General features: G+C 57.9%; 19 protein-coding genes. 11 read left to right on the top strand and 8 right to left on the bottom strand.

The genetic code is table 11. The features are described from left to right. Positions 1–6: 6 nt before the first annotated feature. Positions 7–1,110, bottom strand: a complete 1,104-nt coding sequence (gene proB, locus ABLU96_RS01890; protein ID WP_004848066.1) for a glutamate 5-kinase — start codon at positions 1,108–1,110, stop codon at positions 7–9. 290 nt (positions 1,111–1,400) lie between these two features. Here proB and phoE point away from each other — a divergent pair, with 290 nt between their 5' ends. After that, positions 1,401–2,453, top strand: a complete 1,053-nt coding sequence (gene phoE, locus ABLU96_RS01885; RefSeq protein ID WP_046877031.1) for a phosphoporin PhoE — start codon at positions 1,401–1,403, stop codon at positions 2,451–2,453. A gap of 61 nt (positions 2,454–2,514) precedes the next feature. Here the strand turns inward: phoE and ABLU96_RS01880 are convergent, their stop codons facing one another. Then, complete coding sequence (locus ABLU96_RS01880) at positions 2,515–3,078, bottom strand: NlpC/P60 family protein (RefSeq protein ID WP_004848069.1); 564 nt, start codon at positions 3,076–3,078, stop codon at positions 2,515–2,517. Positions 3,079–3,408: 330 nt separating this feature from the next. Between ABLU96_RS01880 and ABLU96_RS01875 the strand changes: the two genes are divergently transcribed. Then, the gene (locus ABLU96_RS01875) at positions 3,409–4,353 is read left to right on the top strand and encodes a LysR family transcriptional regulator (protein WP_064405144.1); all 945 of its coding nucleotides are present in this window, start codon (positions 3,409–3,411) and stop codon (positions 4,351–4,353) included. Here ABLU96_RS01875 and ABLU96_RS01870 read toward each other — a convergent pair. After that, positions 4,350–5,417 carry an ABC transporter substrate-binding protein gene (locus ABLU96_RS01870; RefSeq protein ID WP_064405142.1) on the bottom strand — a complete coding sequence of 356 codons (1,068 nt, stop codon included), beginning with the start codon at positions 5,415–5,417 and terminating at the stop codon, positions 4,350–4,352. The two genes, ABLU96_RS01875 and ABLU96_RS01870, sit on opposite strands and share 4 nt — an antisense overlap. A gap of 222 nt (positions 5,418–5,639) precedes the next feature. Between ABLU96_RS01870 and ABLU96_RS01865 the strand changes: the two genes are divergently transcribed. Genes ABLU96_RS01865 through ABLU96_RS01855 form a run of 3 tightly spaced genes read left to right on the top strand, consistent with a single transcriptional unit; the run spans position 5,640 to position 9,759 of the window. Next, entirely contained in the window at positions 5,640–7,208 is a 1,569-nt protein-coding gene (locus ABLU96_RS01865; protein ID WP_064405141.1) for an ABC transporter permease, read from the top strand. Beyond that, on the top strand, positions 7,205–7,948 hold the full coding sequence (locus ABLU96_RS01860; protein ID WP_014837530.1) for an ABC transporter ATP-binding protein: 744 nt from the start codon (positions 7,205–7,207) through the stop codon (positions 7,946–7,948). Before ABLU96_RS01865 ends, ABLU96_RS01860 begins: the two co-directional genes overlap by 4 nt. Positions 7,949–7,971: 23 nt before the next feature. Then, entirely contained in the window at positions 7,972–9,759 is a 1,788-nt protein-coding gene (locus ABLU96_RS01855) for an aryl-sulfate sulfotransferase (protein ID WP_064405139.1), read from the top strand. 7 nt (positions 9,760–9,766) lie between these two features. Here ABLU96_RS01855 and ABLU96_RS01850 read toward each other — a convergent pair whose 3' ends face one another. Then, entirely contained in the window at positions 9,767–10,564 is a 798-nt protein-coding gene (locus tag ABLU96_RS01850) for a helix-turn-helix transcriptional regulator (protein ID WP_064405136.1), read from the bottom strand. A 100-nt stretch (positions 10,565–10,664) separates the two neighbouring features. On the opposite strand from ABLU96_RS01850, the gene ABLU96_RS01845 reads away from it, so the two are divergent. Both ABLU96_RS01845 and ABLU96_RS01840 read left to right on the top strand, forming a co-directional pair. Continuing rightward, a complete protein-coding gene (locus ABLU96_RS01845; RefSeq protein WP_047724339.1) occupies positions 10,665–11,474 on the top strand; it encodes a sulfite exporter TauE/SafE family protein in 810 nt (269 codons plus the stop codon). 110 nt (positions 11,475–11,584) lie between these two features. Then, positions 11,585–12,247, top strand: coding sequence for an HAD family hydrolase (locus tag ABLU96_RS01840; protein ID WP_064375781.1), 663 nt, complete (start codon positions 11,585–11,587; stop codon positions 12,245–12,247). A 99-nt stretch (positions 12,248–12,346) separates the two neighbouring features. Here the strand turns inward: ABLU96_RS01840 and phnE (ABLU96_RS01835) are convergent, their stop codons facing one another. The 4 genes from phnE (ABLU96_RS01835) to phnC form a co-directional block, all read right to left on the bottom strand. Beyond that, complete coding sequence (gene phnE / locus ABLU96_RS01835; RefSeq protein WP_064405134.1) at positions 12,347–13,228, bottom strand: phosphonate ABC transporter, permease protein PhnE; 882 nt, start codon at positions 13,226–13,228, stop codon at positions 12,347–12,349. After that, positions 13,225–14,097, bottom strand: coding sequence for a phosphonate ABC transporter, permease protein PhnE (gene phnE / locus ABLU96_RS01830; RefSeq protein ID WP_025107218.1), 873 nt, complete (start codon positions 14,095–14,097; stop codon positions 13,225–13,227). The genes phnE (ABLU96_RS01835) and phnE (ABLU96_RS01830) overlap by 4 nt, the downstream gene beginning before the upstream one ends. A gap of 68 nt (positions 14,098–14,165) precedes the next feature. Next, positions 14,166–15,107, bottom strand: a complete 942-nt coding sequence (gene phnD / locus ABLU96_RS01825; RefSeq protein WP_009654530.1) for a phosphonate ABC transporter substrate-binding protein — start codon at positions 15,105–15,107, stop codon at positions 14,166–14,168. 23 nt (positions 15,108–15,130) lie between these two features. Then, a complete protein-coding gene (gene phnC / locus ABLU96_RS01820; protein WP_064405132.1) occupies positions 15,131–15,973 on the bottom strand; it encodes a phosphonate ABC transporter ATP-binding protein in 843 nt (280 codons plus the stop codon). A 927-nt stretch (positions 15,974–16,900) separates the two neighbouring features. On the opposite strand from phnC, the gene ABLU96_RS01815 reads away from it, so the two are divergent. From ABLU96_RS01815 to ABLU96_RS01800, 4 genes are all read left to right on the top strand, one after another. Continuing rightward, positions 16,901–17,443 (top strand): helix-turn-helix transcriptional regulator, encoded by a 543-nt coding sequence (locus tag ABLU96_RS01815; protein WP_014228101.1) that lies wholly within the window; start codon positions 16,901–16,903, stop codon positions 17,441–17,443. A 153-nt stretch (positions 17,444–17,596) separates the two neighbouring features. Then, complete coding sequence (locus ABLU96_RS01810; protein WP_064405131.1) at positions 17,597–18,184, top strand: common pilus major fimbrillin subunit EcpA; 588 nt, start codon at positions 17,597–17,599, stop codon at positions 18,182–18,184. Between the two features lie 59 nt (positions 18,185–18,243). Further along, a complete protein-coding gene (locus tag ABLU96_RS01805; protein ID WP_014228103.1) occupies positions 18,244–18,912 on the top strand; it encodes a hypothetical protein in 669 nt (222 codons plus the stop codon). Positions 18,913–18,937: 25 nt separating this feature from the next. Beyond that, the gene (locus ABLU96_RS01800) at positions 18,938–21,463 is read left to right on the top strand and encodes a fimbrial biogenesis outer membrane usher protein (RefSeq protein WP_032693219.1); all 2,526 of its coding nucleotides are present in this window, start codon (positions 18,938–18,940) and stop codon (positions 21,461–21,463) included. The last annotated feature ends 14 nt before the right edge of the window (positions 21,464–21,477 follow it).

The raw sequence follows: 21,477 nt of genomic DNA, 5'->3' as shown, positions 1-21,477 counted from the left end.
AGCTCCTTAACGGATAATCATGTCGTCACGGTGGACGGCGACCGGGCCGTATTCATAGCCCAGAATGGCATCGATCTGCTGCGAGTGCTGCCCGGCAATGCGGCGCAGCGCATCGCTGTTATAGCGGCTGACGCCGTGGGCGATATCGCGGCCTTCAAGGCTGCGAATGCGGATCACTTCGCCGCGCGAGAAGTTGCCGGTGATGGTTTTAATCCCTTTCGGCAGCAGGGAGCTGCCGCGTTCGAGAATTGCCTGGGTCGCGCCGGCGTCCACGGTAATTTCGCCCGCCGGCGGCGCGCCGAAAATCCAGCGCTTACGGTTTTCCAGCGGCGATTCCTGGGCGTGGAAGCGGGTCCCGACGGAGATGCCCTCCATCACGTCGCCAATCACCCCCGGACGGCTACCGGCGGCGATGATGGTATCGATGCCCGCGCGGCAGGCGACGTCGGCGGCCTGCAGCTTGGTGCCCATACCGCCGGTACCTAAACCGGACACGCTATCGCCCGCGACGGCGCGCAGAGCGTCATCGATGCCGTAAACGTCTTTAATCAGCTCGGCCTGCGGGTTGTTGCGCGGGTCGGCGGTGAACAGGCCCTGCTGATCGGTCAGCAGCAGCAGTTTATCGGCGCCGGCGAGAATCGCCGCCAGCGCCGAAAGATTATCGTTATCGCCGACTTTAATCTCGGCGGTCGCCACGGCGTCATTTTCATTAATGACCGGCACGATATTGTTATCCAGCAGCGCGCGCAGGGTATCGCGGGCGTTGAGAAAACGCTCGCGGTCTTCCATATCGGCGCGGGTCAGCAGCATCTGGCCGACGTGAATACCATAAATAGAAAACAGCTGTTCCCACAGCTGGATAAGACGGCTCTGGCCGACCGCCGCCAGCAGCTGTTTCGACGCAATGGTCGCGGGCAGTTCCGGGTAGCCGAGGTGCTCACGTCCGGCGGCGATCGCCCCGGAGGTGACTATCACAATTCGATGACCCATCGCGTGCAGCTGCGCGCACTGGCGCACTAATTCAACGATATGGGCGCGGTTCAGGCGGCGGGATCCGCCCGTTAAAACACTGGTGCCCAGTTTTACCACCAGCGTCTGGCTATCACTCATGATTCTCTGCCGTTCAAAAAGGAGTTTCGATATCGAGTTGATGTTGTAACAGGAGTCAGCCCGCTTGCCAACACCTGGCGTGGTGGACGAACCACTTCATTGCGCGGATCGGGCATTCTGGCGGGGAAGTGTGACACATTCATGACGGAAATAATTTAATACCCTTTTTTAGAAAAAGTTCCATATTGTCATAAATTTTTAATATTAGAGCGTTAAAAAACCTGCAGTTTTTGACGGGGCTTCCGCCCGGAATTGATTAGCGCGTATAAATAAATCACCAGGACTGAATAATGAAAAAGAGCTCACTGGCATTAATGATGATGGGTCTTATTGCTTCTTCGGCTACGCAGGCGGCAGAAGTTTATAATAAAAACGGCAATAAACTGGACGTCTACGGCAAAGTCAAAGCGATGCACTATATGAGCGACTATGACAGCAAAGATGGCGACCAGACCTACGTTCGTTTCGGCATCAAAGGCGAAACGCAGATTAACGACGATCTGACCGGCTACGGCCGCTGGGAATCGGAGTTCTCCGGCAACAAAACTGAAAGCGACTCTTCGCAGAAAACGCGTCTGGCGTTCGCCGGCGTGAAAGTCAAAAACTACGGTTCATTTGACTATGGTCGTAACCTCGGCGCGCTGTACGACGTTGAAGCCTGGACCGATATGTTCCCGGAATTCGGCGGCGACTCTTCCGCGCAGACCGATAACTTTATGACCAAACGCGCCAGCGGCCTGGCAACCTACCGCAATACCGATTTCTTCGGCGTGGTGGATGGCCTGGACCTGACCCTGCAATATCAGGGTAAAAACGAAGGCCGTGAAGCCAAGAAACAGAACGGCGACGGCTTCGGTACCGCCTTAAGCTACGACTTCGGCGGCAGCGACTTCGCCATCAGCGCGGCCTACACCAGCTCCGATCGCACGAACGATCAGAACCTGCTGGCCCGCGGCACGGGTAAAAAAGCGGAAGCCTGGGCGACCGGCCTGAAATATGACGCCAACAATATCTACCTGGCGACCATGTACTCAGAAACCCGCAAAATGACGCCAATCAGCGGCGGTTTTGCCAATAAAGCGCAGAACTTTGAAGCCGTGGCGCAGTACCAGTTCGATTTCGGCCTGCGTCCGTCCCTGGGCTACGTGCTGTCAAAAGGCAAGGATATTGAGGGCGTGGGGAGCGAAGACCTGGTCAACTACATTGACGTTGGCGTGACCTATTACTTCAACAAAAACATGAACGCCTTTGTGGATTACAAAATCAACCAGCTGAAGAGCGATAATAAGCTCGGGATCAACGATGACGATATCGTCGCTGTCGGTATGACCTACCAGTTCTAAGCCGTCGCCGGTAAAAAACAATAAAGCCGCCGTGGTGACAGGGCGGCTTTATTTTTGCTGATTAACGGTTTTTCGCCAGATGCAGATTATCGTTATTCATCGTGATCTGCGCGTTATATTCCTTCGGCAGGCGGCGCGCCTGATAAAATACCGATTGCCAGTACGGATTATCCAGCGAAGAGCGCATCACGCCCTGGCTGGTGGAGGCATGAAGGAAATTACGGTCGGTATCATAGAAGCCGACGTGCATGCCGCCTTTAATGCGGAAGAAAACCAAATCTCCCGGCCGCAGCTGCCGCGGGCTCACGCGTTCTCCCATATGCAGCAGTTCGCGGGTGGTGATGCGCTCCATCGGCAGGTTGAAGCGATCTTTGAGCGTACGCCAGACAAACCCGGAGCAGTCGACCCCGCTTTGCTCCGTCCCGCCCCACTCGTAGGGCGTTCCCTCCCAGGTATGCATCTGATCGTGCAGCGCGGCGATCACCGGGATCAGATCGTCAGAACCTCCGTCGATGGTCGCGTGGCTACTCTGGGCGGCGGTTTTATGCGGTTTCGATGAGGATGAACATCCTGCCAAAAGCAAAAAAGGAACCAATAATAGCGCGTGAGAGAGTCTGGGCTTCATATCATTGTTTTTCGTCACTGAAAACGGGCCGTGATATTTTATAGCCGATTCGCTACGGCCTCAGAATGACCAAAAGCAAAATTTACGAAACCTTACGTAAATAATATAGGTCGGATACGCGGTGAACATCGGCGGTCTTTATTTTCGCCGGGAGCGCCTCATTTTCCATTAATAAATTTTTTCTCTGTGAAACAATATTTCACAAATATCCGCGTGTCGCGCGTCTGTTCCGCTTCAGCGCAAGGTGAAAGATCCTCATCATCCCACCATTGCGCCGCCACGCTGCCCTCCAGTACTTTTGTAGACTAAAAGAGAGAGTGGGGCGGGCTAATGCATCTGGATTTTCGTCAACTGCGCAACTTTGTCGCGTTAGTTGAATACGGCAGTTTTAATCGCGCGGCGGAGGCGGTGTGCCTGTCGCAGTCGGCGTTCAGCCGCAGCATTCAGGCGCTGGAGCAGAGCGTCGGCCATCCGTTATTCGATCGCCAGAGCAAGCTACCGACGCTCACCCTGCACGGGCAAAAGCTGCTGCCCTACGCCCGCCGCTTTCAGGAGCTGAACGTGGAGCTCAGCAGCCAGCTGCGCGAAGCGGACGATGCGCAAAACGGCGAGGTCGCTTTTGGCTGCGGCCCGGCCCCTGCCGCAAGTCTGATTCCGGCCGCCGTCGGCGAGTTTCATCGCCTTTTGCCGCAGGCGAGGGTGCGCTTTCAGATTGATAACTGGCTGGCGCTGCATCAGGCGCTGACCTCTCAGCTCTACCCTTTTGTGGTTGCCGACAGCTGGCAGGCCGAGCTCGACCCGCAGCTGCGCGTGCAGCCGCTCAGCCCGCAGCGCTGCTTTTTCGTCTGCCATGCCGATCATCCGCTGGCCAAACAGGGGCCGGTCTCTATCCAGGCGATGCTGCGCTACCCCTTTGCCGCCCCCTATCTGCCGCCGGGCGTGCGCAAGGTGCTGGCGACCCTCAGCCAGCAGCAGGACTTTACCCCGGCGATTCAGTGCGATCATATCTACGCGCTGCTTGCCACCCTCGCGCAGACCAGCGCAATTAGCTTCGCCAGCGAGGACGGCTTCGCGCTATGTCAGCACAGCCATCGGCTGGTTAAGCTGGAGCTCAGCGATCTGCCTGAGGAGTGGCGGCTGATGCAGACCCGGTTTGCCATTATCTCTCCGGTTCACGCGGCCCAGCCGCCGCTGGTGGAGAAGCTGATTGAGATTATCCTTCATACCGATCGTCAGCATCAGCTTCAGCTGCTGGCGCAGGAGGATAGGGGTTAACCGGCGTTTTTCGCCTGGCCTTTGGCATCGTACTGCGGCCAGCGGTTTTCCAGCCCCTGGGCTTTCAGCGCCTGCTCGACAAACTGGCCGTCTACCCACTGGCTGACGTCAAAAGCGCTGCGGATTAGCCGCCCGGATTTAGCCTGTTCGACGCTATTGCTAAAGCTGTCGGTCAGGAACGGATCGATACGCGGTGAGGTGGTAAAGTTCAGATCCTGCGGCTGCAGCTCTTCGAGAAACAGCGCCTGCGGGATCTGGCTCTGCTGCGCCATCTCGGCGGACCAGGCGTCGCGATTGGCCGGGTCGCTGATTTCCGCGGCGTTCTTCACCAACACGTTAACGATCTGCTGGGTCGCCTGCGGCCAGGCGTCTATAAACGTCTGCGTGCCGAGGAACCCGGCCTGAGTGGTGTTCTGGCGGCCGGAGTCACCGCTTTTGACGACCACATCAATCTTATCGCCGCGTAGCGCCAGCAGCGAAACGCCGCCCCACACCGCATCGACGCGACCGGCCGCCAGCGCCGCTTTGCCGGCGTTCCAGTCGAGGTTGATCACCTGCAGGCTGCGCGCGTTGAGGCCGACGGTTTGCAGCGCCCGGTCAAAGGCCAGCTGGTCCGCCGTGCCGCGATAAACCGCCACCCGTTTGCCTTTCAGATCGGCGAGGGTTTTAATCCCGGAAGCTTTGGTCACCGCGAGGTAAGATTCCGAACCCCGGCTGCCCAGCAGCAGGCGCGTCGGCAGCCCGTTGGCCCTACCGATAATCGCCGCCAGATCGCCGAGGTAGACAAAATCCAGCTGGCGGTTGGCTAATGCTTCATTTACCGCCGGACCGGCGCCTTTGAAAAACTGCCACTGCACTTCCACGCCCTGCGGCTTAAACACCTCTTCCAGCTGATGGCGGATAAACGCCATGCCGACCGGCCCCTCAATAAAGGGTTTACTGCCCGCGCTCTGGTCCGGCACGCCGATGCGGATAGTGCGTAGCGTTTCGGCCTGGACGCTGGACGCCAGGCTGATGACCGCGACCAGCGCCAGCAAGGTGCGGTTGAATATTGCTTTCATCATAACGTGTTGCTCCCTTGAGTTTTTTCTCACCCTAAAGAGCCAACGGGCTGCGTGTTAAATGCTTTTATTCGCCAAGCTTGGGTGAAAAAAAGCTAAATCAAACGCCGCGCGCCCGGCAGGCTGAAATGCATTCGATGCATCGGGATTATTCGCCTTACGCAATGGCGGCGAAGGAGAAGTCACGTTTTGATAGCGGCATAACTTGCCGAAAAGTGGACCGATATGTCGCAGATGATCTTAAGAACCGATGCCCCAGGCAGGCCGGGCTTCAGGCTTAACGGCTGGCCGTGGCTGCTGCCTGCGTTACTGCTGCTGCTGTGGTACATCGCCGCCCGCGAACGATGGATGCCGGAGCAAATTTTGCCCGCGCCGTGGGTGGTTGCCGATACCGCGCTATCGCTGCTGAGCGGGGATCTGCTGGCGCAGTGGGGATTCAGCCTTCAGCATCTGGCGCTTGGCCTGCTGCTGGGCGCCATTGCTGGGACGCTGCTCGGCGCGCTGTTCGGCCTGGTGCCGGCCGCCGCGCAGCGGGTGGAACCGCTGTTCTACGCGCTGGCGCAAATCCCGACGCTCGGCTGGATCCCGCTGTTTATGGTGCTGTTCGGGATTGATAACGGCCTCAAGCTGGCGGTTATCATCAAAACCACCGTAGTGCCGATGACCATTAACACGCAGCAGGCGGTGGCTGGCGTGCCGCTGACCCTGAGTGAAGCCGCAAAGGTGATGAACTTTTCCCGCTGGCAGCGGCTGCGCTGGCTGGTGATCCCCGCAAGCCTGCCGGGCTGGTTTACCGGCCTGCGTCTGGCGCTATCGCAGGCCTGGGTGTCGCTTATCGTCGTCGAACTGCTGGCCTCTTCAGAAGGCATTGGCTACCTGATGGTCTGGGGCCGCCAGCTGTTTCAGCTGGATATCGTCTTCGTCACCATTGCGGTCGTGGGGCTGAGCGGCATGCTGATGGAGTGGGCGGCGAACCGCGCCTGTGCCCGTCTGGTGTTCTGGCCGCAGCCTGCCGCCGGACGCCTGGCGTGGAAACCGCAGGCCAGCTGGCGGGCGCTGCAGCTGCCGCTGGTCCTGCTGGCGCTGTGGCAGCTGGCAAGCTCGTGGGGCTGGATCGATGGCGCGCTGTTCTCTTCGCCGCTGGCGGTGGCGACGCGTTTTATTCAGGGCGCCCTGAGCGGGGAGCTGACCGCGGCGATGCTCGCAAGCCTCGGGCGAGCCTTTGTCGGCGGCGCGCTGGGGATTGCGGGGGGCCTGCTCTGCGGACTGCTGCTGGCGCTGCGCCCGCGCGCCGGGCAAATCTTCACGCCCACGCTCAACGTGCTGCGCCATATCGCCCTGTTTGCCTGGCTGCCGCTGCTGACCGCATGGGTGGGCAACGATAACGGCGGCAAAATCGTTTTTATCGCGCTGGCGTCGTTCTTTCCGATGTTCTTCAGCACCCTGCAGGCCGTGCTTCAGCGTAACCCGCAGCTCGACGAAGTCGCCAGGGTACTGCGCCTGGGCGAGTTAGCGCGCCTGCGCAGGGTTATTCTTCCCGGCGCGGCGCCGGGGATCTTCGCCGGTCTGCGGCTGGCGCTGATTTACGCCTGGCTTGGCAATATCGGCGCGGAATATTTCATGTCCTCCGGCGTCGGCATCGGCAGCCTGATGATCAATGCCCAGCAGCTGCTGGATATGCCCACCATTCTCTGCGGCATGATGCTGGTCGGTATTACCGGCGCGGCGCTGGATAAAGCCGGACGTTTACTGGAAATGCGCGCCACCCGCTGGCGTCAACAGGAGCAGCTATGACCTCTTCAACCCTGGTCTCTTTTCGCCACGTGCGTAAATCCTGGCAACAGGTGACGGCGCTACAGAATTTCAGCCTGGATATCGCCGCCGGTGAACTGGTGGCGCTGGTGGGCAGCAGCGGCTGCGGTAAATCGACGCTGCTGCGGATGCTGGTAGGCCTTGAATCAGCGACCCAGGGCGATATTTGCATTAACGGCGAGCCGGTCACCGGCGTGGGCAAAGAGCGCGGCATTGTGTTTCAGGAGCCGCGCCTGTTTCCCTGGCTTAACGTGCTCGACAACGTGATGCTCGGCCTGGCGGATGAAAAGCTCAGCCGGGCGGCGAAGCGCCAGCGGGCGCTGGAAATGCTGGAGCGCGTGCAGCTCAGCGAATTCGTCAACGCGCTGCCCGCGCAGCTCTCCGGCGGCATGGCTCAGCGGGTGGCTATTGCCCGCGGCCTGGTGGCCCGTCCGCAGATCCTGATGCTCGACGAGCCTTTCGGCGCGCTGGATGCCCTGACGCGCCACACCCTGCAGCAGGAACTTTTACAGATCCACCAGCGCGCGGGAACCACCACGCTGCTGGTGACGCACGATGTGGAAGAAGCCGTCGCCCTGGCCGATCGCGTCGTCGTGCTTTCGCCGCGTCCGGGGCGGATACGGGAAGTGGTAAGCCTGGCGCTGCCCCATCCGCGCCAGCGCGATGATGCCGCGTTTACCGCCGCCTGCCGCCAGATTCGCAACCTGATTACTTCTGCCTGATTCTATTATTTAAGGAGCAACATATGGGACATCCTTCCGTCTACCCGACCGGCGCCACCCTCTACGATCCGCAGCGCGCCTGGAGCGGCTATACCCTTTTCCAGGCCACCGAACACGGCGCGGTGCTGGTGGACATGAACGGCCGCGTGGTGCGCGAATGGCCTGAACTGCACGGGTTTCCCAATAAAATCCTGCCCGGCGGCGCAATCCTTGGCCACAGCGGCGAGCGCGACCCGCGCTACGGCATGCAGGATATGCTCGATCTGATCCAGGTGGACTGGGAAGGCAACGTCACCTGGAAATTCGACCGCTACGAGCAGGTGAGCGATCCCGGCAACGCCACGCGCTGGATGGCGCGCGCGCATCACGACTATCAGCGCGCGGGCAACCCGGTGGGCTATTACGCGCCGGGGCTGGAGCCGCAGGTGGATGGCGGCAATACCCTGATCCTCGCCCACACCAATCTGGTGAATGAAGCGATCTCCGACAAGCTGCTGCTGGACGACACCATTATTGAAGTCGACTGGCAGGGTAACGTGGTGTGGGAGTGGCGCTGCAGCGACCATTTTCACGAGCTGGGCTTCGACGATGCGGCGCGCACCGCGCTCTACAACAACCCGAATATGCGCGCCAGCGGCGGCGGAATGGGCGACTGGATGCATATCAACTCGATGTCGGCGCTGGGGCCGAATAAGTGGTACGACGCCGGCGATACGCGTTTTCATCCCGACAACATTATCTGGGACGCCCGCGAATCCAACATTATTGCCATTATCGACAAACAGAGCGGCAAGATCGTCTGGCAGCTGGGCCCGGACTACAGCAAACCGGAGCTGAAGCACATCGGCTGGATCATCGGCCAGCACCATGCGCATATGATCCCGCAGGGGCTGCCGGGCGCGGGCAATATCCTGATTTTCGATAACGGCGGCTGGGCCGGATACGGCGCGCCGAATCCGGCGTCGGCGGACGGGGTGAAAAACGCATGGCGCGATTATTCACGGATCCTGGAGATCAACCCGCTGACCCTCGATATCGAATGGCGCTACTCGCCCTATGAAGCGGATCTGCCGCAGCCAACCGATTCGTACCGCTTTTACAGCCCCTACATCAGCAATATGCAGCGCCTGGAAAACGGCAATACCCTGATTAACGAAGGATCGAACGGGCGCATTTTTGAAGTGACCCGCGACCACGAAATTGTCTGGGAATATATTTCGCCGTTCTGGGGCAAGACCCTGAACAACAATATGGTCTATCGCGCCTACCGCATTCCCTACGGCTGGATCCCGCAGCTGGCGCAGCCGCAGGAGACGCCGATTGCGGCGGTGGACGTGCGTACTCTGCGCCAGCCCGGCGCGGCGGCGGCCGGTCCGGCGCAGAGCGTGGTGCGGGTGGCGGGCGTACAGCCGTACAGTAAAAGCGCTGATGCACTGTGCGTGGCAACCGATAACGATACCCTGCGCCGCAGTCCGAAGCTGTTCCGCGTCGCGGAAAGCGCGTTCACGCCGATAAGCGCGGCGGGCGAGCTGGAGAGCGAACGGCCCGTGCTGCTGTTCGTCGGCGCGGAACGCTGCGTGCACTGCCGCAAACTCTGGCAGCTGCTGGCGCATGAAAAGCTCAGCCCGCGGCTTGCTCAGCTGGATACGCGCTATCTGGATGCCGACCGGCATCAGGTTCTGGCGAGCGACCTCGGCGTGCGCGGCCTGCCGACGCTGCTGCTGATTAAACCGGGGCAGCCAGCATCCCGCGCGCCGGCGCAGCTCTCGGTGGACGCGCTGCTCGACTGGCTGCATCGCGCAGCCGGGTAATCCGCGACTACGGCGGGCTGGCGTGTGCCGGTCCGCCGTTTATCTGGCGGATAAACGCCATCGGCGAATAGCCCATCGCTTTGCGGAACATCGCGGTAAAGGCGGCCGGATACTCATAGCCCAGACTGAGCGCGACTTCAGTAACCGAACGCCCCTCACGCAGCGCCGTCATGGCGTACATCAGGCATGCCTGCTGGCGCCAGTCGCAAAACGCCATCCCGGTCTCCCGGCGAAACAGACGATTAAACGTGCGTACGCTTTTACTCAGTTTTTGCGCCCACTGCTGCGGCGTACTGCGGATGCTCGGCTGGCGCTGAAAATCGCCGCATAGCGCCGCGAGGTGGCTGTTCTGCGGAAGCGGCGTAAACATCGGCAGCGGCGCGGCGGCGCGCAGTTCATGGAGCAGCAGCGCAATCAGGGCGGCATCGCGCCCGCTCTCGTCATACAGCAGCGGTAGCTGACAGGCGGCCAGCAGCAGCTGATGGGTCAGCGGAGAAACCTGTAAGACTTCGCAGCGTTCGCTTTCCCGCGTGGCGTCCCGCGCGTCAATATACAGGCTGTGGGTGCTGACGCCGGGCATCCAGACGCGATGCGGTTTCGTCGCCGGGATCCAGACCCCGCTGAACGGCGGCACCAGCCACTGGCCGTCGTCCGTTTCGACCTTCATTAATCCGTGCATGGCGTACAGAAACTGCGCCCGGCGGTGGCTATGTCGCTCCAGAAGCGTGTTGGGCGGATAGTCGCTGCCCAGCGCCAGCACCCGGCGAGGAAGATGGTCGACGTCATTAATCGCAACGTTGCGCATGAAGATAGCCCTGGCTGAAATTCGTAATAGATTGGCTTTAAAGCGTAAGCCGGCCACGGCGTTATTCTATATCGTTACCTCCTTTTGTGGAGGAGTGCGAATGAGTGACTGGCTTTTTCTGTGCGGCATACTTTCCGGCGTGACCACCTGGCTCTTTGGCTTCGGCGGCGGTTTCGTCACCGTCCCGCTGCTCTATTTCCTGGTGACCGGCGCGTGGGGCGCGCAAAGCGTCGTCGGGCAACAGGCGATGCACATCGCCGTCGCCACCTCGGCGCTGGTCATGCTTTGCTCCGCGCTGCTGGCGAGCTGGCGACACGCGCGTACCGGTACCCTCCGCTGGCGCCGCTTATGGGCCATGCTCACCGGCATTGCCGTTGGCGGAACGGCGGGCGCGCTGCTGGCGCTTGAGGCGAGCGGGGCGTGGATCCGCTGGCTGTTCGTTATCTACCTGCTGGCAACCGTTGCCGATTGCTACCTTCGCGCCGGATTTATGACCCCGCCATCCCGCCGGGTGATTCCGACGGTGCCGCATGAGCTAACGGTAGGGGGGATCATTGGCCTGATCGCCTCTTTTCTCGGCGTGGGTGGAAGCGTGATGACCGTCCCTCTGATGCGCCGTCGCGGCGTGCTGATGGCTGAAGCGGCGGGGATGGCCAACGTGCTGACGCTGCCGCTGGCGGCAACGGCGACGCTAACCTGGCTGTTGATGGCCTGGCTCTCGCCGGTGGCGTTACCGAATGGGTTTGTCGGCAATATCTGGCTGTCGGCGGCGGCGCAGCTGGTGGCGGGAAGCTGGCTGGGGTTAAAAATCGCCTCCCGCTGGCTGGCGCGTTTACCGGACCGCTGGCATGTGCGAATTTATCCGCTATTGCTGATTGCCGTGCTGCTGGTGATGAGCGTGTGGGGATAATGAGGGACGCGGCGCTGCGCATCCATCCGAGAGTAGTCCGGGTCATTCTGCTGTCATTTTTCTTGCGCATGCTCTCGCCAGACGCCGTGGCCGATAAAGGAAAATAAACGATGGGTAAAACGCTGACCATTTTCGATCTGGATAATACGTTAATTAAGGGCGACAGCAGTACGCTGTGGAGCCGCTTTATGGTGCGCGAAGGCTGGGTAAACGATCCCGATTACCTGGCGCGGGAAGCGATGCTGATGGACGACTACGACCGCGGCGAAATGAATATCGCCGATTATGTGGCTCTGATTCAGGCGCCGCTGATTGGCGTCGCAAAGCGGGAGGTGGACGCGCTGCTGGCGCGCTGCGTGCGCGACGAGATTATGCCGCGCGTGTATCCCCAGGCGTGGGATCTGATTCGGACTTTACAGGCTAAAGGCGAGCAGATGCTGGTGATCTCGGCCTCGGTCAGCCTGCTGGTGCAGGCGGTGGCGGCGCAGCTGGGTATCGAACAGGCGCTGGGGATTGACGTTGAGATGACCGACGGCGGCTATAGCGGCGTGATTGCCGGTACGCCGAGCTATCAGCAGGGGAAGGTGGTGCGCCTGGCGCAGTGGCAACAGGCGCATCCTGAATATTCGGGGGAGGTGACCTTCTACACCGACTCGATCAACGACCTGCCGCTGTGCCTGCATGCCGATCGCGTACGGCTGGTCAATCCGTGCCCGCAGCTGGCGGCGGCGAACGCGCAGCACCAGTGGCCGGTGCTGGCGTGGCGGCTGTGATTTTTCCCCCGGGTCGCGGCGTAAACGCCTTACCCGGGCTACTTTTTCCTGCCGTTTGGGTAGCCCGGACAGGTGCGCAGCACCGCCTCCGGGAAAAAACTAATCAGCTTTAAACAGCGGCACCACGCTGCCGCCGATATAGCGGCGGCGCAGCCAGGCGGACAGCGTATCCATCGCCATCACCACCGCCACCAGCAGCAGGGTAATAAACATCACTACGTCCCAGTTCCACAGACGCATATTTTCCGCATAAATCAGGCCAATGCCTCCCGCGCCGACAAAGCCGAGCACCGCGGCGGAACGGGTATTCGATTCAATCTGATACAGGCTCAGCGCCAGGAACGTCGGGAAAGACTGGGTAAAAATGCTGAAACGGTGCTTCTGCAAACCGTTCGCCCCCACCGCCGTCAGGCCGCGTCCCGGCGAGCGGTCAACCGCCTCGTGTCCCTCTGCGTACAGTCGGCCCAGCAGCCCGGTATCCTGCATAATTATCGCCAGCACCCCGGCCAGCGGCCCGAGCCCCACGGCGCGGACAAAAATCAGCCCCCAGATAGCCATATCGATACCGCGCAGCACGTCGAACAACCGGCGCATCAGCAGGGCGATCGTTCCCGGAATCACGCCGCGCATAATATTCCGCGCCGCCAGAAACGAGAGCAGCAGGGCGATGACCGTCGCGGTAAGCGTCCCGGCGAAAACAATCGCCAGGGTAATGGCGATTTGCGTGAAGTAATAGCGAAACGGCCAGTTGAAAAAGTCGTGCCAGACGAACATCCGTAGCAGATAGCGGCTGATTTGCTGCAGCCCCGTGGCGAGCTGCTCGCCGCTGATGCCGAACTGCATAAAGAACCAGACATAGTAGAGGGCGCTGGCCAGCGCAAGCAGGCCGACGTAGCGCAGATAGCGCCCCTGGGCCTGGTATAAATGCCGATGCTGGCGACGGCTGGCGGCGATATCCGGTTGATTTTGCCACTGACTCATTTTTTCCCCTCCAGAACCCACTGCCGCAGGCGGCCGGATAGCATATCCAGCAGCGATACCACGATAATAATCAACAGCAGCGTGATGCTGACCTGATCGTACCGGTCCAGTTTGATATTGGTCATCAGCTCCTGGCCGATGCCGCCCGCGCCCACCAGCCCGAGGATCGTTGAGGAGCGGAAGTTAATTTCGAGGCGCATAAAGCCGTAGGAGAGAAAGATGGGTTTCACCTGCGGCCACAGGGCAAAGCGGATACGCTGCAGATGCGACGCGCCGCAGGCGGCCAGGCCGCGTACCGGTTTATCCTGGGCGCTCTCTACCGCTTCATAGAACAGCTTGGTCAGGCTGCCGATGGTGTGGAGCATTAATGCCAGAAAGCCGGGGATCGCCCCGATACCAAAAGCCATCACGAAGATCACCGCCCACGCCAGCTCCGGCATGGTGCGCAGAAAAGCCACCAGCACGCGGACGGCAAAACGCAGCGGGGCAGGGGACCATGCGTTGTTGGCCGCAACGAACGCCAGCAGGGTGGCAATCGCCACCGCCACCAGCGTGGACGCCAGCGCCAGCTGCAGCGTTTCCCAGATAAGGGGCAGCTGAATGGGCAGACGATAGCCCCAGTAAGCCAGAGAGCCTTTAGTGTGCGAATCGGCAAACAGGTCGGCGACGTGCAGCGTCGGCAGCGTCTCAAACATGTAATCGAGAAAATTGGGCAGCGAGTGCCAGATAGTAAAGAGATTAAACTCGGCCATACTGCCGGCGGCAAAATAGAGCGCCAGCAGCAGCAGGGACCAGCTAAAGGTGTCGCGCTTTTGCCGCGAGCGGACCTGCTGGTAATAGCGTTCGAATTCGGTATGGGTATTATTCATGCGTCGCTGTGTCTTCAACGAGTCGCCGCCGCCCGCGAGACTGGCCGGGCGACGGCGCCAGGGCGGGATTAACGCGCGGTAACCAGTTCGCGTTTCATATCAATGATCTGCTGGAAATCGGCTACGCTGCCCGGGCCGATATGCTGCGTGCCGCCCATCGCTTTGATAAAGCAGGCGTGATCGTCGGTATCCAGCTTTTTAATCGCGGTGACGACTTTGGCCTTAAAGTCAGCAGGCAGGGAATTGCTGACCAGGATTGGGCCGTTCGGGATCAGCGGCGATTGCCATATAATGCGGATTTGCTTCATCAAATCCGGGTGATCCATGCGAATCAGTCGGTTGAAGGCGCCGACGCTGTAGCCGCTATTATAATCACCCACCATCGAGGTCCAGGTCACCGCGCCGGCAAACTGACCGTTCAGCACGCCCAGAATATCCTGCTCGTGGCCGCCGGAGAAGGTCACGCTGGAGAAGAAGTTATTATATTTATTATCCGACGTGCCGCCGAACTGCTGTTTAAAGGCGTGGTTGGGAATTAAAAAGCCGGAAGTGGAGTCCGGATCGGCGAAGCCAAACGCTTTGCCTTTCAGATCTTCTAACTTTTTATATGGACTGTCGGCTTTGACAATCACCACCGAGTGATAGCCGCGGGATTGATCTTTATCATCTACGGCAATCCCGACAATATCGACGGCTTTAGGGTTGTTAATATAAACGGAAGCGTATGATGACGGCGACATACTTAAGACCACGTCAACTTTTCCGCCCAGCAATCCCTGAATCACGCCGGAATAGTCGGAAGAGTTACGTAATTTTGTATCGACCTTCAGCTCCTTATCAAGAAACTGTTTAACGCACTGGTTATCACCAATTTGTTGGGTTGCGTTCTGACCGCCAAGGATGCCAAGATTTAATTCCTTCGGCTGTTCAGCAGCGCTTGCCTGCCACGCCATCATAATGCCTGCAACCGCTGCGGATAAACGAACTGCGCCAGTGATGTACTTTTTCATTATTTTGCCCGTGTGAGTGAAATTTAATGCAATTGGCTAATTTCATCGCCGTACAGCCGATGCAGAATATCCTGATTCAGCTGCGTGGGATGATCGTCAAAAATAATCTTGCCCTTGGCTACGCCGATGACCCGCGTGCAATATTCACGCACCAGCTCCACCGAATGCAGGTTTACCATCACGCTGATACCCTGTTCGCTAATTTCGCGAAGGACATTCATAATCCGCTGCGTATTTTTCGGGTCGAGAGAAGCGACCGGTTCATCGGCCAGCAAAATACCCGGGTTTTGCATCAGCGCCCGGCAAATCGCCACGCGCTGCATCTGGCCGCCGGAGAGGTTTTCCGCCCGCTGTAGCGCATGCGGCAGCATATTCATCCATTCCAGCAGGGAGATGGCGCGGGCGCGGTCCGCGTCGGGGAAAACTTTGAATAATGATTTCAGGGTGGAGGTCTGGCTCAGGCGGCCCAGCAGCACGTTGGTCAAAACGTCGAGACGCGGCACCAGGCAGAAATCCTGAAAAATCATACCGCACTGGCTGCGCCAGGCGTTTAGCGCGCGGCCCGACAGCTTTGATACGTCCTGCGGCGTACCCACTTCCGGATAGCTGAGGATCTCGCCGCCGCTGGCTCTGTGGGTACCGTTCAGTACGTGCAGAAGCGTTGACTTTCCGGCGCCGGAGCGGCCAATGACGCCAACCAGCTCGCCCGCATGAAGATCGAAACTGATGCCGTCCAGTACGGTTTGCTGCGCGCTGTAGGATTTGCTCAGGTTGCGTACGCTCAGGACCTTACGCTGCCTGTCGATAAAGGGCGGCGTAAACGGTTGATAATCGGTTTCTGCCACCGCAGCCAGGGAACTGTTCATAAATGCGTCCAGGTTCGTCAGTAAACTGGGCACTATTAATGGTGTTTTATATGACTGCCGGATGACAGTAAGGCGAACAAATAGTGAACGGATGCGAAAGCTGGCCTATTTGTTGGAAAAAAAGTTCGTCATAGATCACACTTTTGCATCAGCAATCGGGCATCTGAGAATACTCTGCCTACCTTTAATACGCGATAGCGCATGAGATTAATAATGATACGTATTTCATCTGATAAAGATGACGCGTTTTATGCGACATTAGCCGGGTAATGCTATCGCCGCGGGTACAACGGGACGACTCTGGACGCTCGTGCAATTCTTATATCTGAGTCGGTTTAACCGAGTAGATAATCTTCAGGTACTGGATTACGATTCGCGGCGGAAAATTTTTAGTCGGTGACTATCCCTTTTGTGCGGCGTGTAATTCCATTATTTACGCTAATTAATGAAATTAACCACTGATTTTGTGTTGTTTATTGGTTTTATGTTCTTATTTTTTGAATTTATTCGGTTTTTTCGCTTTTTTAAATAAAAGTGAGGTTAAGAATAGTCTTAACAACTAATGGCTAAGATCCTGGAACATATAATATTCACTTAAGAGTCTACGCATATCCCACCAATAACCGTATGAAAACCAATGGTTTTTGTGTTTAACTCAATATCCTTATTTTTATTCTTCTGACTTAAATTGACCTGGTCGGTAATTAGCCCTTTGCGCACTTATTGACACACATGGAGAAAAATCCTAAATTTGGTAACACAAGAAACAAGCAAGTCATTTAGTGCTCTTTATCTCTAGCAATACTATTTTGAATTTTGATTGAATATATTAAAGAGGGAATTTGCTGACTTAGACTTTGCAGGCCTGGGCTATCAGCAGTGTTGTGATACGTTCAAGATTTCCAGGACTATGGGGTTTAACTTTATATGGATTATAAATATTCTTTGGACCAGTGTATCTGGCCAGCGCATGACAGCTATTTTTTAAAAGGACTCGCTGAGCTAATTATTGATATTGATGACCTGATTTACCTGTCGCTTGAAAAGGTACGCCGGGAGTTTGTGTTTATTAATCTTAGCGCCAGTTCGCTGAATTATTTTATCCGCCGCGATAGCGAGTGGCTGGCTGAAATGAAAGGCAAGCAAATTGTATTAATTGCCGCGAGGCGCTCGGAAGCGCTGGCCAACTACTGGTATTACAATGGTGCTATTCGTGGCGTGGTCTATGTGGACTTAGCCAAGGATATTCGTCAGGAGCTGGCATACGTTATCAACGGCCGTTTTCTACGTAAAGATATAAAGAAAGACAAAATTACCAACAGGGAAATGCAAATAATTCGGATGACGGCACAGGGAATGCACCCGAAATCTATTGCCAAGATTGAAAATTGTAGTGTGAAAACGGTTTATACCCATCGGCGAAATGCCGAGGCCAAACTGTATTCAAAGATATATAAGTTAGCGCTGTAATTAGTAATAAACGTTGTTTTTAAAATTGTGCACCAGGTCGTAACGCCCAAAATAATTTGCGTCGCAGATAATAATGATGCGGCCTGAACTATGGCGGGAATGCACACAGACGTGGGACATCAGGTCCCTTAATAAACTCAGGATGAAAAAGCTATGAAAAAAAAGGTTCTTGCAATTGCTCTGGTAACCGCGTTTGCCGGTATGGGTGTCGCTCAGGCAGCTGACGTTACTGCTCAGGCAGTCGCTACCTGGTCCGCAACCGCCAAAAAAGACACTACCAGCAAGCTGGTGGTGACTCCGCTGGGCAGCCTGGCTTTCCAGTATGCCGAAGGGATTAAAGGCTTTAACTCACAGAAAGGCCTGTTTGATGTGGCTATCGAAGGCGACGCCACCGCGACCGCATTCAAACTGACCTCTCGTCTGATCACCAACACCCTGACTCAGCTGGATACCTCTGGTTCCACCCTGAGCGTGGGCGTTGACTACAACGGCGCTGCGGTCGAAAAAACGGCTGACACCACCATGATCGACACCGCGGCGGGCATCCTGGGCGGCAACCTCAGCGCGCTGTCTAACGGCTATAACGTCGCGGGTCGTACTACCGCTCAGGACGGCTTCACGTTCTCCATCATCAGCGGCACCGCTGATGGCACGACAGATGTGACCGACTACAGCGCTCTGCCGGAAGGTATCTGGAGCGGTGACGTCAGCGTACAGTTCGACGCGACCTGGACCAGCTGATCCTCTCGTAGCACCAGGCAGGGGGGCTCCCCCTGCCTTATTTCACGGATTGAATTCATATGAAAAAACACATTCTGGCCATCGGCCTGTTGCTCAGCACAATGACGCCAGCCCTGGCGCTGGATGTGGGCGATATCTCTTCATTTATGAACAGCGGCAGCAGCACGCTGAGCAAAGAGATCAAGAACACGACCGACAGCGGTCGCTTAATTAACATCCATATGGAACGCCTCTCTTCGCCGCTGGACGGTGGCAAGGTGATCCCGATGGATAAGCAGGACGAGATTTTACTGACCCCCGCCAGTCTGCTGCTGCCCGCGAAAGCCAGCGACGTGATCCGCTTTTTCTACAAAGGCCCGGCGGACGATAAAGAACGCTATTACCGCATTGTCTGGTTCGATCAGGCGCTCAGCGATGCTCAGCGCAATGGCTCGACCCGCAGCGCGGTAGCGACGGCCTCGGCGCGTATCGGCACCATCCTGGTGGTCGCGCCAAGAAAAGCCAACTTCCGCTATCAGTACGCCAACGGCACGCTGGTCAATACCGGTAACGCGACGTTACGCATTCTTGCCTACGGCCCGTGTCTGAAGCCGGCTGACGGTAAAGAGTGCAAGGAAAATTATTTCCTGATGCCGGGAAAAGAACGGCGCTTCACGCGCGTGAATGTGGCGGATAAAAAAGGACGGGTCGCGCTCTGGCAGGGCGAGCAGTTTGTTCCCGTGAAATAGACATTTCTTCTGACGGATCAACATTATGGCTCTACCAGGGAACGCTCCAGGATTAAAAACACTCCTTGCCTCCGGCATGGTCATTTTGCTGGTTCCGTTTAGCGTCACTGCCGCCACCGACAAAGTACAGCAAATCGGCGGCGTGATTATCCCTCAGGCCTTCAGCCAGGCGCTGCAGGACGGAATGAGCATCCCACTGTTTATTCATCTTGAAGGCAGCACCGGTACCCAGGACGATCAGCGGATCGGCAATGCCTTTATCTGGCTGGATAATGGCGTTCTGCGCGTTCGGCAGATTCAGCTGGAAGAAAACGATAATAACGCCACCGTCAGCGAGCAGACCCGCAAACAGCTGACCGCGCTGGCCAATGAAGCTTTCAGCAAAGATCTTAACATTAGCCTGACGGATGACGCCCGGCTACAGCTCAGCCTGCGCCAGCTGCTTCTGCAGCTGGTGGTAAAAAAAGAGGCGCTGGGTACGGTGCTGCGCTCGCGCAGCGAAGATATCGGTCAGTCCAGCGTCAACACCCTTAGCAGCACCCTGAACTATAACCTCGGGGTCTATAACAACCAGATGCGCAACGGCGGCAATAATACCTCCAGCTATCTGTCGCTGAACAACGTTACCGCGCTGCGCGAGCACCACGTGGTGCTGGACGGCTCGCTTTACGGTATTGGCTCCGGCAATCAGGACAGCGACGTCTATAAAGCGATGTATGAACGCGACTTTGCCGGTCACCGCTTTGCGGGCGGGATGCTGGATACCTGGAATTTACAGTCCCTTGGCCCGATGACCGCCGTTTCGGCAGGGAAGATCTACGGCGCTTCCTGGGGCAACCAGGCCAGTTCGACGGTGTTCGATAACACCCAGTCGGCTACGCCGGTGGTCGCCTTTTTACCCGCCGCCGGGGAAGTCCATCTGACCCGCGACGGACGCCTGATGAGCGTGCAGAACTTTGCCATGGGTAACCATGAAGTCGACACCCGCGGCCTGCCGTACGGGATTTATGATGTCGATGTTGAAGTGATTGTGAACGGCCGGGTGGTCAGCAAACGCACCCAGCGGGTCAATAAATTGTTCAGCCGCGGACGCGGCGCTGGCGCGCCGCTGGCCTGGCAATTCTGGGGCGGCAGCTTCCATATGGATCGCTGGTCCGAAAGCGGTAAAAAAACGCTTCCGGCAAAAGATAGCTGGCTGGCGGGGGCCTCGGCCTCCGGGTCGTTCAGCACCTTAAGCTGGGCGGCCACCGGCTACGGCTATGATAACAACGCCGTCGCCGAGACGCGCCTGACCCTGCCGATCACCGAGTCCATTAACGTGAACCTGCAGAATATGCTGGCCAGCGACAGCTCCTGGAGCAGCATCGGCAGCATCAGCGCCACGCTGCCCGGCGGCTTTAGTTCGGTGTGGGTCAACCAGGAAAAAACGCAGATTGGCGACCGGATACGGCGCAGTAATGCCGACAACCGGGCCATCGGCGGCACGCTGAACCTCAATTCACTCTGGTCAAAGCTGGGTACCTTCAGCATCAGCTATAACGACGACCGCCGCTATAACAGCCATTACTACACGGCGGATTACTACCAGACGCTTTACACCGGCTCATGGGGATCGCTGGGCCTGCGCGCGGGCGTACAGCGCTTTAATAACGGCGACAGCAGCGCCAGCACCGGGAAATATATTGCGCTCGATTTCTCGCTGCCGCTCGGCAACTGGTTCAGCGCCGGGATGACGCACCAGAACGGTTACACCATGGCCAACCTGTCGGCACGTAAACAGTTTGATGAAGGCAGTATTCGCACCATCGGCGCGAACGTTTCGCGCGCCATTTCCGGCGATACCGGCGATGACAAAACCCTCAGCGGCGGCGCGTATGCTCAGTTTGATACCCGCTACTCCACCGGCACGCTGAATGTGAACAGCGGCGTGGATGGCTATGTGAACACCAACCTGACCGCCAACGGCAGTGTGGGCTGGCAGGGGAAAAATATCGCCGCCAGCGGCCGCACCGACGGCAACGCCGGGGTGATTTTCAAAACCGGCCTTGAGGATGACGGCAAGCTTAGCGCCAAGGTTAACGGCCGCATTGTGCAGCTCTCCGGCAACCGTAATTACCTGCCGCTGTCGCCGTACAGCCGTTATGAAGTGGAGCTGCAGAACAGTAAAAACTCGCTCGATAGCTACGATATCGTGACCGGGCGTAAGAGCCAGTTGACCCTTTATCCGGGCAACGTGGCGGTGATTGAGCCGGAAGTGAAGCAGATGGTGACGGTCTCCGGGCGTATCCGCGCGGAAGACGGCACGCTGCTGGCTAACGCGCGGATTAATAACCATATCGGTCGTACCCGCACCGATGAGAACGGTGAGTTTGTGATGGACGTGGATAAAAAATATCCCACCATCGATTTCAGTTACGGTAAAAACCAGAGCTGCGAAGTGGCGCTGGAGCTGAGCCAGGCGCGCGGCGCGGTGTGGGTGGGCGATGTGGTCTGTAGCGGCCTCTCCACCTATGCCCGCACGCAGCAGACAGGAGAAGGTAATGAAAGCTAAATGGCTGGCATGTT

This window comes from Klebsiella sp. CN_Kp106, from assembly GCF_040064575.1.
In the GTDB taxonomy this organism is placed as follows: Bacteria; Pseudomonadota; Gammaproteobacteria; order Enterobacterales; family Enterobacteriaceae; genus Klebsiella; species Klebsiella michiganensis.
Note: the sequence above shows the minus strand (reverse complement) of the source record. Positions and strands in the feature narration are given on the sequence as shown.

Bases quoted from the DNA above. Each gene is read 5' to 3' on its own strand.
- phnD (WP_009654530.1), bottom strand. From the start codon at position 15,107: ATGAAAAAGTACATCACTGGCGCAGTTCGTTTATCCGCAGCGGTTGCA.
- phnE (WP_025107218.1), bottom strand. From the start codon at position 14,097: ATGAATAATACCCATACCGAATTCGAACGCTATTACCAGCAGGTCCGC.
- phnC (WP_064405132.1), bottom strand. From the start codon at position 15,973: ATGAACAGTTCCCTGGCTGCGGTGGCAGAAACCGATTATCAACCGTTT.
- ABLU96_RS01840 (WP_064375781.1), top strand. From the start codon at position 11,585: ATGGGTAAAACGCTGACCATTTTCGATCTGGATAATACGTTAATTAAG.
- ABLU96_RS01815 (WP_014228101.1), top strand. From the start codon at position 16,901: ATGGATTATAAATATTCTTTGGACCAGTGTATCTGGCCAGCGCATGAC.
- ABLU96_RS01875 (WP_064405144.1), top strand. From the start codon at position 3,409: ATGCATCTGGATTTTCGTCAACTGCGCAACTTTGTCGCGTTAGTTGAA.
- ABLU96_RS01810 (WP_064405131.1), top strand. From the start codon at position 17,597: ATGAAAAAAAAGGTTCTTGCAATTGCTCTGGTAACCGCGTTTGCCGGT.
- phoE (WP_046877031.1), top strand. From the start codon at position 1,401: ATGAAAAAGAGCTCACTGGCATTAATGATGATGGGTCTTATTGCTTCT.
- ABLU96_RS01850 (WP_064405136.1), bottom strand. From the start codon at position 10,564: ATGCGCAACGTTGCGATTAATGACGTCGACCATCTTCCTCGCCGGGTG.
- ABLU96_RS01800 (WP_032693219.1), top strand. From the start codon at position 18,938: ATGGCTCTACCAGGGAACGCTCCAGGATTAAAAACACTCCTTGCCTCC.
- ABLU96_RS01860 (WP_014837530.1), top strand. From the start codon at position 7,205: ATGACCTCTTCAACCCTGGTCTCTTTTCGCCACGTGCGTAAATCCTGG.
- proB (WP_004848066.1), bottom strand. From the start codon at position 1,110: ATGAGTGATAGCCAGACGCTGGTGGTAAAACTGGGCACCAGTGTTTTA.
- ABLU96_RS01865 (WP_064405141.1), top strand. From the start codon at position 5,640: ATGTCGCAGATGATCTTAAGAACCGATGCCCCAGGCAGGCCGGGCTTC.
- ABLU96_RS01845 (WP_047724339.1), top strand. From the start codon at position 10,665: ATGAGTGACTGGCTTTTTCTGTGCGGCATACTTTCCGGCGTGACCACC.
- ABLU96_RS01880 (WP_004848069.1), bottom strand. From the start codon at position 3,078: ATGAAGCCCAGACTCTCTCACGCGCTATTATTGGTTCCTTTTTTGCTT.
- phnE (WP_064405134.1), bottom strand. From the start codon at position 13,228: ATGAGTCAGTGGCAAAATCAACCGGATATCGCCGCCAGCCGTCGCCAG.
- ABLU96_RS01870 (WP_064405142.1), bottom strand. From the start codon at position 5,417: ATGATGAAAGCAATATTCAACCGCACCTTGCTGGCGCTGGTCGCGGTC.
- ABLU96_RS01805 (WP_014228103.1), top strand. From the start codon at position 18,244: ATGAAAAAACACATTCTGGCCATCGGCCTGTTGCTCAGCACAATGACG.
- ABLU96_RS01855 (WP_064405139.1), top strand. From the start codon at position 7,972: ATGGGACATCCTTCCGTCTACCCGACCGGCGCCACCCTCTACGATCCG.